We start from the raw sequence: 15,186 nt of genomic DNA on the forward strand, positions 1-15,186 counted from the left end.
CGTTCGTTTTTTTATTTGCCTTTTTCGGTCCATTCCCTATAATGCAAAGAAATCAAAAGGGAATGGACCGTTTTTCATTTTCGCCACACAGATCATCCATATTCGTAATCTATAATTATCCGGAGGTCGTATGAACCCCCTTGCCGTCGTCGCTATGATGCTGTTCTATGTCCTGTTTCCGGTGCTGGTTATTTATGCATGCCAGAAAAGCCCCCTCATTGACAAACTGGGCGCCGTCATTATCTGCTACATCGTCGGCATCGTTATCGGAAACATCGGGATACTCCCCGAGGGGAGCTTTGACGTCCTGGACCTGATGACCACCATCACCGTGCCCCTGGCGCTGCCGCTCTTGTTGTTTTCCATCAATTTCGTCAAATGGTTTCGCCTGGCGGGAAAAACCGCCCTGTCGCTTCTCTTCATCATTATCGCCATCACCATCGCATCCTTCGTCGGATTCATGATCTTCAAGGACGCCATCCCCGAAAGCTGGAAGGTGGCGGGTCTTATGATGGGGGTGTATACCGGCGGCACGCCGAACCTTGCCGCCATCAAGGTGGCCCTCGACGTCGACCCCACCACCTATCTGACGGTGCATACCGCCGACGTCTTCATCAGCGCCGTTCACCTCCTGTTCTGCATCACCATCGCCCAGCGATTGCTGCAGACGTTCCTCCCCCGCTTTCGCTCCGTCGCAGCATTAGAGGAGGAGGCGGAGGGTATGAACAGCGAGGACATCGGCAACTATCGCGGCATATTTCAAAAGAGCGTGTTCCTCCCCCTCATGGGCGCCTTCGGCCTTTCGGTGCTCATTTTTGCCGCCGGCGGTGCGCTGACAATGCTCGTCCCCCAAAACGCGGGGGCCGCCGTGGCGATCCTTGCCATCACAACCTTCTCCATCGCCGCCTCGTTCGTCACAAAGATACGAAACATCGAAAAGACATTTCAGCTCGGCATGTACATCATTCTCATCTTCTGCCTGGTGGTGGGATCGATGGCGGACATCAAACAGCTCATCAACACGGCGCCCGCCATTATCGGGTACCTGTTCATCTGCATCTTCGGCTCCATGCTCATCCACGTGGTCCTCTCATCGATCTTCCGCATTGACGCCGACACGGTCATCGTCACCTCGGTATCCGCCATCTGCTCGCCGCCGTTCGTGGGCGTTGTGGCCGGGGCTCTCAAGAACAAGGAGATCATCGTCTCAGGGCTTGCCACCGGCCTCATCGGGTACGCCATCGGCAATTACCTGGGCATATTCATGGCGTACGTCTTCCACGCCCTGTTCCCATAACGGGCGGATACATACATCCGGATTCGTTTTTCCTCTTTTGGATCAGCGGAACGTGCGGTCGAATCGACCGGGGATCGGTGCATGACACTGGGGACACGCACCGTTTTCCAGGTGGTTTTCCAGCACCTCCATCATGCGACGCCGTATGATAAGGCTGCCGCACGAGGGGCAGTAGGTGTTTTCCGCAGAGTGACCGGGGACGTTGCCGATATATACATACCGTAATCCCTCGGCCAGCCCCCGCTCCCGGACGGATTCCAGAATATCCACCGGCGTCGGTTTCACATCCAAGAGGTCCCTGTGCGGATGAAAGCGTGTCACATGCCAGGGAGTGTCATCACCCAGTTCCCGTGCAATCCAGCGGGCGATTGCCGAAAGTTCCTCAGGATCATCGTTTCTCCCCGGAATGATATTGGTCACCAGTTCGACATGCATATCCCACTTGCGTTTCGCGCGAACGCAGATATCCATAATGCCCCTGAAATCATCAATTCCGGCGACGCTCCGATAGGTCTTCTGGGAAAATCCCTTGATATCGACCCGGAATGAATCCAGCCAGGGGCCGATGAGGTCCAGGGATTCCACCGTCAGGTAACCGTTGGTCACCCAGTTCGTCAAAAGGCCCGCCTTCCGGGCCGCCTCCATGCAGTCGGTGGCGTATTCGATCCAGAGGGTCGGCTCGTTGTAGGTAAACGATATGCCGTCCGTCCGTTCCCGAACGGCGATCTCAATCATCGCCCGGGGGGCGAGGTATTCCGTGTATTGTGTCTCTCCATCCTCGACACAGAATCCTCCGTCGCCTCCCACGTCTATCGTTCCGTGGGCGGTCTCCCAGTTCTGACAGCCGGGGCATCGAAAATTGCACCCGACGGACCCAACGGACAGCCAGCTGGAACCGGGGTGGAAGTGATACATCGGCTTTTTCTCTATGGGCGACACCATCATGGCGGCGACTCGACCATAGATGAGGGAAAAGAGCTTCCCTCCCTTGTTCAGACGGGTTTTACACCACCCCCGGCCTCCCTCGGGGATGATGCACCTCTTCATACACACCCGGCAGGCGATTTTCCTGTTCTCGATCTTTTTATAGAGTTCTGAGTGGTGCATCTGTCACGTGCCCTCTTCCGGAATACTCGGTATCATAATCGGGATAGTATGTTATACGAGGAACGCGCGGGTGTCGAGTTTTTTTTGAAATCGCTCCGACTCTGTGATACGGTACGAATTGTCCATAAAAGAGAGGACGTCATCCATGACCGAAAAGACGGTGTTGATCACACGAATCATCCCCCGGGCGGGCATCGATCTTCTAAAGGAGAGATATCGCGTTCTCATCAACGAACACGATAGACCCCTCACCGCTCGAGAGCTGTTGGATCTTTCCCTAGAGTGCGACGGTCTTCTCTGTCTTTTGACCGATACGATAGACAAGGACTTTTTCGAGGCACGCCCGAACATCAGAGCCGTCGCCAACTACGCGGTCGGATTCAACAACATAGATATTCAGGCGGCCACCGCCCGGGGCATACCGGTATCGAACACGCCGGAGGTCCTCACCGACGCCACCGCCGATCTGGCGTTCGCTCTCATATTCTCTGTTGCCCGGCGCATTGTCCAGGCCGATATCCACCTCCGATCGGGAGAGTGGGGCGGCTGGGGGCCGTTGCAGTTTCTCGGGAGCGGCGTGTGGGGGGCGACTCTCGGCGTCGTCGGCATGGGAAACATCGGCCGGGCCGTGGCCCGGCGCGGCGTGGGACTTTCCATGACCGTCTGTTATGCCGACGATTTTATCGCGGCGGGCACCGACTTCGGCTTTCCCGCGACGCGGCTTTCTCTGGAGGAGCTTTTGGAGACCGCGGATTTCGTGAGCCTCCACGTTCCCCTGACTGAGTCCACGCGACACCTGATCGGAGGGAAAGAGCTTTCCCGGATGAAAAAGACCGCCTATCTCATCAACACCTCACGGGGCGCGGTCATCGACGAGGCCGCATTGGCTGCGGCCCTGAAAAACGGCGACATCGCCGGGGCGGGACTGGACGTCTTCGAACACGAGCCGAAGGTGACAAAAAAGCTCTGTGCGCTTCCCAACACGGTGCTGCTCCCCCATATCGGCAGCGCCACCGAACAGGCGCGGACCAATATGGCGATCATGGCGGCGAAGAACCTCATCGCCATGCTGGAGGGTGATGAGATCCCAAACCTGGTCAATCACGATTACCTGAAGCAGGGTCCGTCATAATCCAGACCGACGTGCGGCCCCGGCACCGCTCCAACACGTTTCACCCATACATCGAGAGGAATGGCGATATGGCGAAAAAACAGATCTTGATAACCGGCGCATCGGTCGCCGATGGAACCGGTGCTGAACCGAAACCGGGTGACATCCTCATCGAAGACGATCGCATCGTTGAGTACGCCGATCGCATCGACGCTCCCGAAGCGGAAACCTTCAACGCCAAGGGACTCATCGCGGCGCCTGGATTCATAGACATGCACACCCACGGCGATTTTGATCGATTGAAACATGCTGTCAGCATTGAGCGCCTCCTTCAGGGTTGTACCATGGAGGTGGTGGCCAACTGCGGCCTCTGCTCGTTTCCGTTTAACGACACCATCGTCCGTGAGTTCCAGCCGATGATGGGGACCATCGTCAAGACCGATTTCGACGGCTTCACGAGGCTCTCCGATTATTTCTCGTTCATTGAAAACCGGGGGGTCGCCCTCAATCTCGTCTCCCATGTCGGTCATGGGGTTGTCCGGGGAAACGTGATGGGTATGTCGACGGACCCGGCCGACGACGGGCAGTTCTCAAAAATGGCGGAGCTTTTATCCCAGGCTCTGGACGACGGCGCCCTGGGCATGTCCACAGGATTGATATATCCCACCGGCTCCATGACAAAAACCGACGAGCTTGTCCGCCTCATGAAAAGCGCCTCCGCCCACAGGCCCGATCCCGCCCCCCTCTATGCATCCCACATCCGGGATGAAAGCGATGGAGTCCTCGACGCCCTGGACGAGGCCATCGAAATCGCAGAGCAAAGCGGCACTGGCCTTCAAATCGCCCACATCAAGTGCATGGGAGAAAAAAACTGGGGACGGGCCGGCGAGGTGATCGAGAAAATCGACTCCGCCCGGAACCGGGGCGCCGATATCACGGCGGATATCTATCCCTATCTGTATGCCTCCACCCTTTTGGCGATGATTCTGTTGCAGCCCATCGGGGCGCCGGACACGGTGCTGGTGGCCAGCTCCTTCAAGTCCAACGGCGACCTATGGGACGAGGTCGTGGGTCGATCCCTCCAGGATCTTTCCGATATGTGGAACATCTCTCCCGAGGATGCGGGGCGGCGTGTCATTACAGAGGCCCCATCAAGCATGGGCGTCGCCAAGTTCATGTCCGAGGACGACATGCTCGCCTTTCTGGGGCAGCCCTGGACCGTTATCGGCTCCGACGGGATAGAGGACCGGGAGGGGAAACCCCATCCCCGTATCGGGGGCACGATGCCCCGGGTGTTGGGACGATATGTCCGGGAAAAGGGTGTCCTCACCTGGGGGGCGGCCGTCGCCAAGATGACCGGGAACACGGCCAAAAAGCTCGGGCTGACCGATCGGGGACTCATCAGGCCCGGCTGCTTCGCCGACATCACCCTGTTCGATCCCGAAACCGTCATCGATACGGCCACATATAAAGAACCCCACAATAAGCCCGTGGGCATTCTCCATGTGATGATAAACGGCGTGTGGGCGTTGAAGGACGGTGATATTACCGGAGAGCTTCCCGGTCGGATCATTCGGTATTGACGGACAACTATTTTTCGAACGCACCCGATGGTTAGAGCCCTCAACATGAGAGACCTCGTATCCCAATGAATATCCCGTTTGAAGATCATCCGATCATTGACCGCGTGAAGAGCCGCACGCCGCTCTTCTGGGAAAATACGATAAAGCTGAATACGTCTTCGGTGCTCCCGACCCTCCCGCTGGGGATTAAGGATATTGAAGACGCCCAAAACCGGCTCGATCGATTTGCGCCGGTCATCCGTGAACTCTTTCCCGAAACGCGACCCCGAAACGGCATCATCGAATCGGATCTGATAAACGCCGCCCCCCTGGCTGGCGACCTTGCCGAATACTATAACACCCCCCTTCCCGGCCGGTATTTCATCAAGGCCGATCATGCCCTGCCGGTTGCCGGCTCCGTCAAGGCCCGGGGCGGAATTTATGAGGTCCTCTGTTTCGCGGAAGAGGCGGCCAAAAAAAACGGACTGATCTGTGAAAGCGATTCGTACCTTGCGCTCCTCTCACCCGATGCAAAAAAGCTCTTTTCCGTACACACCCTGTCCGTCGGCAGCACCGGCAATCTCGGGCTGAGCATCGGTGTCACCGGAGCGACCTTCGGCTTTCACACCCAGGTGCATATGTCCGCCGATGCCAAGCCGTGGAAAAAGAAGCTCCTTCGAAGCCGGGGCGTCGAGGTTATCGAACACGACGGAGACTACACCGCCGCCGTCGCTGCGGGACGGCGGGCGATAGAGGGAAATCCGAGGGCCCACTTCGTGGACGATGAGGACTCGAAACTCCTCTTTCTCGGCTACAGCGTCGCCGCACTGAGGCTGAAAAAACAGCTCGATGACGAAAACATCCTCGTGGATGATCGTCACCCCCTGTTCCTCTGGCTCCCGTGCGGGGTGGGGGGCGCTCCCGGCGGCATTACCTTCGGCATGAAGCATCTCTTCGGTGACGCCGTCCGGTGCTTTTTTTCGGAGCCTGTGGACGCGCCGGCGTTTTTGATCGGTATTCTGACGGATTTTTCGGGCAGCGTCTCGGTATATGATGTCGGCCTAACCAACGATACGATCGCGGATGGATTGGCCGTCGGCGCTCCCTCTGTCCTCGTGGGGAATCTGGTTAAACACCTCGTCTCCGGCTGCGTGACGGTCTCAGATGACGATCTCTTTCGCTTCACAGCACTGGCTCACCGCTCGATGGCATTGAAGCTGGAACCCTCCGCGACGGCGGGATTCATCGGTCCCCTCTCCCTCTTTACGACTCAGGAGGGACGCGCGTACATCGAAAGCAACCTCGATCCCGCATCGGTGGAGGGCGCAACACACATTATCTGGACGACCGGCGGCTCACTCGTCCCCGAAAAGGAGTTTCGTGAGTTTCTCGAAACGGGAAACCGCCTGACTAATACTTCATAATGGCGCTTTCACTGACCACCATACAAAAATCCCCTTCATACTTGAAGGGGATTTTTATATATGAGTCGGGACCGAATGTCCCTTGGCTGTTGTCATGGTGGCGGTGCAGGGACTTGAACCCCGGACACTGCGGATATGAGCCGCATGCTCTAACCGACTGAGCTACACCGCCTTAAAAATTCAATTCATAAATCAACACACCGCTTTTGGCCGGGATGAGGGCGGTCATCTCGAACGAAAAGACCACGGCGACGACAAGCTCATTGATGCCGTCGGAGTCTATATCCTTGAGTTGATAATCGGCCACGTATCCGTCGATCACCCGGGACTGCCAGTTTTCAGACAAATTGAATCCATCCCAGGAAAGATTGTAAATCTCGCTGGTCTCATACAGTCTGAACCGCGGCAGCAGGTTCATCGTTTCCGAGATGTTTTTATTTATCAGTATCTCGAAGTTATTGTCGTTGTTCAGGTCGGTAATGAATATCCTGCCCTGCACGTATGCTTCGTAGGTCTCACCGACGTCATCCGCCCCGCTGGAAAGACGATCTTCCCCTTCCTTGGTCAGGAAGTAGTTCACCACGCCGCCCCAGAATTCATCGCTCTTCCACTCGGTGCTGCCGTCACTGGAGATGATGCGAAGATGATTTTGTTCATCAACGACCACAAGTTCTGCGGCGCCGTCGAAATCAATGTCCACCGGAAGGCTGGTGCCGTAGATGGCCGTCCCGCCGGGAAACTTCATCATCTGGCCTTTTTCGTATTTCCCGTCAATATAATCGACACGGAACAGATCACCGTGATATACATCGTCGACGCCCATACCCATTTTTTGACCCAGCAGGATCGGCTCCTCGCCGGGAAAAGCGAACGAGCGCATGAAAAAGGAGATGTTCTTGTCGATTCTCTCAAACTCTCCGGATGCGGGATCGTATTCGATCACGAGGGATCGAACTCTGCCTTTATCGACGTTCGAAATGAATATTTCATCATACCCGTTGCCGTTGAGATCCAGGACATCAACGGTGAGGAAGTTATTGATCGGACGACCTTTGAAGGTCATAAACAGCTCAAATTCCTCCTTGCCCCTCTTGTAAATCCACACCTCGTTCTTGTCGATGACCACCGTCTCGTTGAGTTGATCCCCATCGACGTCTCCCACATCGACTCCCTTGATTTGGATATCCCAAAACGGGCTCTTTCTAAAATCCGTCTTGGACATCAGGTCTCTGGTGGCATAGATGAAGTTCGGGTTTTCCACCGATTCACCCATATACCCGGCGACTCCTTCGGCCGGCACATACCCGAGAATCTTGAAGTTCATGTTTCGGGCGAACTCGTTTACCTTGGGTATGAGGGAGTCAAGACCGCTTCCCTGGGCATAGACGGAGGTTGCCCTCTCACCCTCGGACACACTGTACATCTTCGCGTCCATCGAAAAGGTCTCTCCCAGCTTCGTTAACGAGCCCAGTATAATATAATCCGCACCCAATCTATTACCAAGGGTAACGGCGTTGTCTTCATCGATGGTACCTGAATAGTTCCCCCCCAGAAGTCGTTCCACCTTGGTGCGTTCCATAACCGCAATTCGATCATCAACCGAAAGCCGGGAAGCCATCATATCGTAAATGGCTCCCTCAAGATAATCAACGTCTTCGGGGCTGTTGATAGTAAACGGTACAATGGCGACGGTGATATCATCCTGTGCAAAACCCACCATTGCGAAAATAAGACAAATAACCACTGTTAGTATGGATATCTTCCGAACAATCATACGTATTCCTGTATACATGTTTTAAAATTGAAGCCAAAAGCTTCAAGCAATAATACTTACATCAAATCGTCCCGAAGTCAAGTATAAATACGGCGGAAAAAATTAAGATTATATTAGAAACGGCATAAAAAAAATGTTGACAGTCAATATTATATATGTGAGAATATACTATAAAATATTACAATAATATTTTGTGTTCACATCATATTTTCTCATTTACATATTATCCTAAATCCGGAAGTTTTTCTGTTTCGTATTTACCAATCTTACGGATTGTATTATGCTCAAACTAATTCTTATGGGGCTTTTGATGAGGGGGCCCAATCACGGGTACAATCTCAGAAAGATCATCGAAGAGGAATTGTCCTCTCTGATCAATGTGGACAACACGTCCATTTATTACACGCTGAACAAACTTGAAAAAGAGGGATTGGTTACCCACGACACCATCTCAGACACCAAAAGACCGCAGAAAAATCTGTATACCCTCTCTGATAGGGGCAAAAGGGAATTCAAGGATTTGTTGCTGACAAATATGAGCAACAACAAACGTCCACTTCTCAACATAGATATTTCCCTCTATTTCATTGACATGATCGACAGGAATGAAGCGGTGGGGCGACTGACTTCCAGGACGAAAGAGTTACGAAAACTCATTTTCCTCATTAAAGCTCAGGAAAAAAACGCCCATAAAGAAAATCCCACAGGCAAGGAAACTGTGATACTCTCCCATAACAGGCGACTGGCGGAAACGGAGCTGCAGTTTCTCAGAGATGTGCTCAACAGCTTGAAAACCGATTAGGGTAAGATAAGTATCAGAATGATGGTTTTTTATCATCTTCTCTCTGTCTTTGTTCCTCTCGTTTTGATCATTCAAAACGAGAGGAACTTTTTGTTTGACTATGAGGGCATTGTGTTGTAATACGAAACCTTCGCCTTACAAGTAAAAGCGAAGCGTCCTTCATGAAGAAAACCGCAATATAAAAAAGCTTACACATCAAAGAATTGCCGGCATTCATCGTCCTCAAAATACCATGCATATACGTAACGCACTTATAGATATTGCGGATCGATTCCCGGATAAAACATGCCTGATTTTCAGGGATACGGCGATAACCTTCTCCCATCTCAAGAAACGAATTTTTCGGCTCTGTAACGCCCTGAATGAATTGGGCATAAAAAAAGAGGACAAGGTCCTCTGCTACCTTCCCAATACTTCGGAATTCGTTGAAATTTACCTTGCATGCCTGTCAATGGGCATCATCTGCGTTCCGGTGGATCCCCGCATCATCGGCGATGAGCTCGTAAGCATCATCAACGATTCGGACGCCCAGTATGCTTTCACGTCCAGTGTGTTGCTCCCTCAAATCCGTAATGCGAAAGAACGCCTTAAAAATATCGAGAGCCTTATCGTTACCGACAAGGTCGACGATGAAGATATCTCATACAAGACCCTTATCGATAATGCCACTGAATTCATACCCGACACTCCCCTCGATGAAGAAGATGAGGCCCTGTTCCTCTATACATCCGGCAGTACGGGAAGACCGAAGGGCGTTATCCTCCAGTACCTACACCTCGACCTCTTCCCCGAATCACTGCAATCCATCATTCCCGAATACACCACCCAGGATGAGGTCATCGCCTGTCTGCTTCCCATGAGTCACATCACCGGGCCGATTATCGTAAACACGATATTGAAGTTCGGATGCTCTCTGGTAATCATCGATAATCTCAAGCAAGACTACGTGTGGAAAATGATGGAGCGACACCGCGTTACCCTCTTCAATAACGTGCCCCCCATCATGCGGCTCCTCTTGTCGGACCCACAGCTTCAGACCTATGATCTTTCCTCCCTGAAATATATCTCGCTGATGGGTATGTCGGTCCCGAAATCCCTCATCGAACAGTGCCGAAGGCTGCTCCCCCATCTGACGGTTATTCAGGGATACGGATTGACGGAGACCTCTCCTTTGCTCACCCTGGTGCCGATTGAATACGCCACGGAGAAAATCGGATCGGTGGGCGTCCCCGTTCCCGGCGTCGAACTGAAGATTCTTGACGAATTTGACCAGGAACTGCCCGTCGGCCAACCGGGTGAAATCGTCGTCAGGGGACCCCAGGTCATGAAGGGATATTACAAGCAGCCGATTGAAACGAATCTGTGCATACGAAACGGATGGTTCTATACCGGCGATCTGGGCAAGATCGACAAAGACGGTTTTGTATATCACCTGGGCAGGGCGAACGACATGGTGATCACCGGGGGCCTGATCGTATATCCGGCAGAAGTGGAAGACATTCTGCACAAGCATCACGATATCATGGAAGCGGCGGTCGTCAGCATTCCCGACCCGAAACGCGGTGAAGTGCTGGCGGCATTTATCGTCAAGCGTCCCGGATCAAACCTGAAATATATCGACGTTATGAAGTATTGCCGCGTGAGCATGGCGGACTACAAGGTCCCTCGAATGATCATGTTCGTCGATAAAATCCCGCTGACCGGTTCCGGTAAACTTGATAAAAACATCCTTCTTAAAACGGAATAAACGATGACACCATCGAAAAAGCGAAAGCGCACCCTCAAAAAGATTCTCTCCCTCCTGTCACTTCCCGGAGTACCCGTGTTGGTGATCATGACAAAGCTCCCCAAGCCCGCTGTATGGGTGCTTTCTGAGCTTTCCGGCTGGTGCTTCGCCACCTTCGGCGTTTCATGGAAAAAAACGGCCATGAAAAACCTCGATCTGGTGTACGGCCATACGAAAACCCGTGAGGAAAAGAAAAGGATCGCGAAAAAGAGCATGCAAAATGTTATCAGGATGTTTCTTGAGTGCCCGGTCCTTTTTCGCAAACCGGACAAATATATTAAAACCGTGGATATCGAGGGTGAGGATAACATCACTAAGGCGCTCAAACAGGGCCGGGGGGTGCTGGTGCTGGGATGTCACGTGGGGCATTTACTGCTGCTTATCAATGTGCTGAACATGAAGGGATATCCGATATCTTATATATATAAGGAGACGAAAAACGAGCGATTCAAGACGCTTACAAAACGCCTGATAGAAACACTCCGTCTGGACGCCATTCCGATGAAGCCGAAGAGCATCGCCGCAAAAAAGGCCCTGCGCGCCCTGAAAAACAATCGTATGCTCTGGGTCGCGCTGGACCAGAGCACCCGGGAGGGCGCCATGGGTGTGGAATTTTTCGGCGTCAAGACCGCAACGTCACAGGGTCCGGCGGTGCTCGCCATGAAAACAAACTCGGTGATCCTGCCCATGTGTATGCGGCGCAACGGATTTCTCGACCACACCTTGATCGTTCGAGAACCGCTCGAGCTTCCCGCCACAACAATAGACAGTAAAATCATCTATTCAAACCTGTTGATGATGAACGGCCTGATAGAGAAGGAGATACTGTTAAATCCGGAAGAATGGTGGTGGTTTCATCGTCGCTGGAAGCGCGCGCATTTGTACGCTCAGGAAAACAACGAATCGGATCCCGTCGAGTCGGACATTGAGATCGAACTTCCACGGACTGCTTCCAGAGACGGGATTTAGTTTTCGTACATTTTTCAAACAGATATATACAATAGACAATAGTACTTCCATGAAAGGCCCGATAAAAAACAAGAAGCTGAAATATTTCGTCAGAAAATTCATCTCATGGCCCGTAAAGCCCGGTTTTCACCTGCTTCTGATGTGCCCTGAATGGACCATCAGGGCGATGTCGGTGATACTCTCCTGGGGTTTCGCGACGTTCGGTTTTCCCTGGAAAAGAACGTCGATGAGGAACCTTCGCCTTGTGTACGGCGATACCAGGAGCGATGACGAACTGAAGCAAATCGCCAAAACAAGCATGAAAAATCTGGTAATTATCATGCACGAGGCGGTTCTCTATTTTCAAAACCCGCCGTTCTACGGCTGGTCCTCGAAAATCGAGGGGGAACATCACCTGAAACAAGCCCTTGCCGAGGGCCGGGGTGTTCTCGGACTGGGCAGCCACCTGGGAAATTTCATCTTCTTGATGTGCGTGCTCTCCCAGCGGGGCTATCCCATTTACTTCATCTATAAAGAACCCAAGGACAAGGATTTCAAGGAAATCTCACAGTGGGTGATGAACAGCATCAAGCTGAACCTGATTCCCCTCAAGCCGAGGAGCGTTGCGACAAAACGGTCCTTTTCCGTCCTGAAAAAGAAGGACCTCCTGTGGCTGGCCATCGATCAGAATGTCCGGGAGGGGGAAATGGGCGTTGAGCTCTTCGGCGTGAAAACATCCACGGCCAAGGGGCCCGCCATTCTCGCCTCGCGAACCGGCGCTGTGGTGCTTCCGATGTACGTGAAGAGGGACGGCTGGCTGATGCATACGGTTGTCATTAAGGAGCCGATACCGCTTGTCGACACCGGGGACAGGGAAAAAGACCTGTCTGTCAACCTGAAGCGATTCAACTCCGAAATCGAGTCTCAGATTCTCGAGAACCCCCGGGAGTGGTGGTGGTTTCATCGCCGCTGGAAGAGATCACACAGATACGAGCAGTCTCCCGAGGCGGAGCGTCGATTGAAACAGCTCCATTTAATGTAACACATGTTTTGAATCCTTCTATCCAGGATCGATTCCATTTTTTCAAGATGATCAATACCCACCGGACCTCTCCGGGAAAGAACGGCTATATATGAACAACAACCTTCATGACGCGACCGATTCTCATCCGTCGACCCTCACACCGCCCACGCTTCTGGAACGGATCGCCGCGATACCCTCGATCTTCGCCCTCTTTCTTTCGTTTCGACTGCCCGCACCGATTCTCCGGGCCATCGCCCACATCGGCGGACGTCTCGTCTGGCATCTTGGCTTCGGCCTCAGAAAGACCGTCATGGACAATCTCAGGATCGTCTACGGCGATTCCAAATCCCACTCGGAGCTGAAATATGTCGGCCGATTGAGCATGAGACACGTCATCGCGTCTTTCATAGAATTCTGCATCCTGTACCGCCCGCCCTACAGGCGTGTCCTGGAAATTCCCATCAAGGGCGAGGAGCATCTGACCCGGGCGCTGGAGAAAAACAGGGGTGTCCTGGCGGTGACGTGTCACGTGGGCAACCTCTTCCTGCTGACCGCCGCCCTGACGCGCCGCGGCTATCCGGTTTCCTTCGTGTTCAAGGAATCGTCCAATCCGGCCCTGAAGGAATACATGAGGAAGCTTTTTGTCCGTTTTGACGTGAACCCGATATATGTCAAACCCAGGAAGGAGGCGTCACAAAAATCGCTCGACACCCTTATGAACAAGGGCGTGCTGATTGTGGCGATGGACCAGGATACCCGGTCCACGGCCGCCGGCGTGGAGTTCTTCGGCGTTGTGGTGCCCACGGCAAGCCGCCCGGTGCAGATGGCCATGGAGACCGGGGCGCAGGTCATTCCCCTCTACATGGAGCGGCACGGATGGATGAAGCACGAGATCATGATCGAGGAGCCGATTCCCATGTTGGGATCCCCCGATGACGACAAGGCTGTGGCGAAAAATTTGAAACTGGTCAACGAGTTCATCGAGCGGGTGGTGCTGGAAAATCCCCGGGACTGGTGGTGGGTGCACCGGCGGTGGAAACGTGCGGGGAAGTTTGCGGCCCAAAACGGGACGGACTGAGGCGGGTATCGCCTCCCTGCCGTTACTTTGAAACACCACACATCAATATTTCTCTCAGGAGGCGCCGTCTTTTATTTTCCATCCCGTCTTGTCTGCAGATTCCTGTTGACAAAATATGGTGGATATATTATTATTTTCCGATACACACGGTCCCATCGTCTAGCGGTTTAGGATACTGGCCTCTCACGCCAGAGACACGGGTTCGAACCCCGTTGGGACTACCAAGAATACGAAAACCCGGCTCAAAAGGCCGGGTTTTTTTCTTTTTTTATTTCCATACATCTCACAATGGATATAAGAGTGATGTTTTCCGTGCAAAAATGAAGTCTATATTCATAAAGCTACTGGTCCGCCGAATGATTTCGTAATGCATGACCTGCGGCATACCTTTGCACATACTATGCTCAAAAATGGAATGTTGATTTCGGAATTTTCGCAGATATTTCTACGCCATTCTACTGTGGCAATCACTGAACGGCGCTATGCACGTTTCAGTCGTGAGGGAAATTATAGTGTGGTGGATAGGATGAACAAAAAGAGATTGCAGTAGATAAAAAATCTTTTTAATTTTTTTCGTTATGTTGCATATCTGATTTGACAAGGGGCGTTTTATTCTTGCATAATCATAACATGGCTTTTGTTACATATATTACCTGTCCATTCTGCGGGTATGATGAAACTATACAGGCACACACTATTCCGCTGGGCTGGTGGTGCTCGGTGGCGTGTTTAAAGTGTCACAGTGAATACGTGTTTTACCGGGATGAATCCGGTAGCGTAATAACTAATATCGAGGGGGAAAATGATGTTTCATGTAATTGAGGGGTTTATTGAAGTGGGCATGGTTGTTAAAGTTCAGGAAAACGGTAATGAGTATAGGGTAAAGGAAATTTTAGATTATATTCCTGTTAATGAAAAATGTGCATTCCCTAATACCTGTGGTGATGATGGTAGTGTTAATGATGTACTGCATGTAGGTACTGTTGAGCTATCCCCATACTCACGTACTGCCTCTGTGTGGTCGGGGAATCCAGAAAAGGCACAGGCAAAATGGTGTCCTGTATGTAAAAGACTACATAGCTAATACCCAAACAGCACACCAACCGTAGCCAAATCTGTACTATTTTGTAGATTAGGGAATTTCAGACAAATGAAAGAAAAAGCAAATAGAGGACTATTATATTATGTGCCCTAGTCACTAAAAGTGTTGACAGGTGACGAGTAAATAGAAGACGAGTCACGGTCTTCCTGTTAAGATGGATTAGCCAAAAAC

The 15,186-nt window shown here is 52.3% G+C and carries 13 protein-coding genes and 2 tRNA genes; 12 read left to right on the forward strand and 3 right to left on the reverse strand.

From position 1 onward, the window contains the following. Positions 1–130: 130 nt before the first annotated feature. Positions 131–1,297, forward strand: a complete 1,167-nt coding sequence (locus JW885_12835) for a DUF819 family protein (protein ID MBN1883054.1) — start codon at positions 131–133, stop codon at positions 1,295–1,297. Between the two features lie 42 nt (positions 1,298–1,339). On the opposite strand, the gene amrS is transcribed toward JW885_12835, so the two are convergent. Continuing rightward, positions 1,340–2,404 carry an AmmeMemoRadiSam system radical SAM enzyme gene (gene amrS, locus JW885_12840; GenBank protein ID MBN1883055.1) on the reverse strand — a complete coding sequence of 355 codons (1,065 nt, stop codon included), beginning with the start codon at positions 2,402–2,404 and terminating at the stop codon, positions 1,340–1,342. A 145-nt stretch (positions 2,405–2,549) separates the two neighbouring features. On the opposite strand from amrS, the gene JW885_12845 reads away from it, so the two are divergent. From JW885_12845 to JW885_12855, 3 genes are all read left to right on the forward strand, one after another. Continuing rightward, on the forward strand, positions 2,550–3,536 hold the full coding sequence (locus JW885_12845) for a D-glycerate dehydrogenase (GenBank protein ID MBN1883056.1): 987 nt from the start codon (positions 2,550–2,552) through the stop codon (positions 3,534–3,536). 68 nt (positions 3,537–3,604) lie between these two features. Next, positions 3,605–5,098 carry a D-aminoacylase gene (locus JW885_12850; protein MBN1883057.1) on the forward strand — a complete coding sequence of 498 codons (1,494 nt, stop codon included), beginning with the start codon at positions 3,605–3,607 and terminating at the stop codon, positions 5,096–5,098. A 65-nt stretch (positions 5,099–5,163) separates the two neighbouring features. Continuing rightward, positions 5,164–6,501, forward strand: coding sequence for a D-serine ammonia-lyase (locus tag JW885_12855; GenBank protein MBN1883058.1), 1,338 nt, complete (start codon positions 5,164–5,166; stop codon positions 6,499–6,501). A 95-nt stretch (positions 6,502–6,596) separates the two neighbouring features. Here the strand turns inward: JW885_12855 and JW885_12860 are convergent. Beyond that, positions 6,597–6,673 (reverse strand) — tRNA-Met (locus tag JW885_12860). Next, positions 6,674–8,275: a VCBS repeat-containing protein gene (locus tag JW885_12865; GenBank protein ID MBN1883059.1), complete on the reverse strand. Its 1,602-nt coding sequence runs from the start codon at positions 8,273–8,275 to the stop codon at positions 6,674–6,676. A 280-nt stretch (positions 8,276–8,555) separates the two neighbouring features. Between JW885_12865 and JW885_12870 the strand changes: the two genes are divergently transcribed. The 8 genes from JW885_12870 (at position 8,556) to JW885_12905 (ending at position 14,997) form a co-directional block, all read left to right on the forward strand. Next, on the forward strand, positions 8,556–9,077 hold the full coding sequence (locus JW885_12870) for a helix-turn-helix transcriptional regulator (protein MBN1883060.1): 522 nt from the start codon (positions 8,556–8,558) through the stop codon (positions 9,075–9,077). A gap of 232 nt (positions 9,078–9,309) precedes the next feature. Further along, a complete protein-coding gene (locus JW885_12875) occupies positions 9,310–10,824 on the forward strand; it encodes an acyl--CoA ligase (protein MBN1883061.1) in 1,515 nt (504 codons plus the stop codon). A gap of 3 nt (positions 10,825–10,827) precedes the next feature. Continuing rightward, positions 10,828–11,832 carry a hypothetical protein gene (locus JW885_12880; protein MBN1883062.1) on the forward strand — a complete coding sequence of 335 codons (1,005 nt, stop codon included), beginning with the start codon at positions 10,828–10,830 and terminating at the stop codon, positions 11,830–11,832. 49 nt (positions 11,833–11,881) lie between these two features. Next, positions 11,882–12,853 carry a lysophospholipid acyltransferase family protein gene (locus JW885_12885; protein ID MBN1883063.1) on the forward strand — a complete coding sequence of 324 codons (972 nt, stop codon included), beginning with the start codon at positions 11,882–11,884 and terminating at the stop codon, positions 12,851–12,853. Between the two features lie 91 nt (positions 12,854–12,944). Then, on the forward strand, positions 12,945–13,913 hold the full coding sequence (locus JW885_12890) for a hypothetical protein (GenBank protein MBN1883064.1): 969 nt from the start codon (positions 12,945–12,947) through the stop codon (positions 13,911–13,913). Positions 13,914–14,061: 148 nt separating this feature from the next. After that, positions 14,062–14,137, forward strand: a tRNA-Glu gene (locus tag JW885_12895). 143 nt (positions 14,138–14,280) lie between these two features. Beyond that, positions 14,281–14,463: a hypothetical protein gene (locus tag JW885_12900; protein MBN1883065.1), complete on the forward strand. Its 183-nt coding sequence runs from the start codon at positions 14,281–14,283 to the stop codon at positions 14,461–14,463. 252 nt (positions 14,464–14,715) lie between these two features. Continuing rightward, entirely contained in the window at positions 14,716–14,997 is a 282-nt protein-coding gene (locus tag JW885_12905; GenBank protein MBN1883066.1) for a hypothetical protein, read from the forward strand. The last annotated feature ends 189 nt before the right edge of the window (positions 14,998–15,186 follow it).

The organism is Candidatus Zymogenaceae bacterium (genome assembly GCA_016931225.1).
Lineage (GTDB): Bacteria > Desulfobacterota > Zymogenia > Zymogenales > Zymogenaceae > JAFGFE01.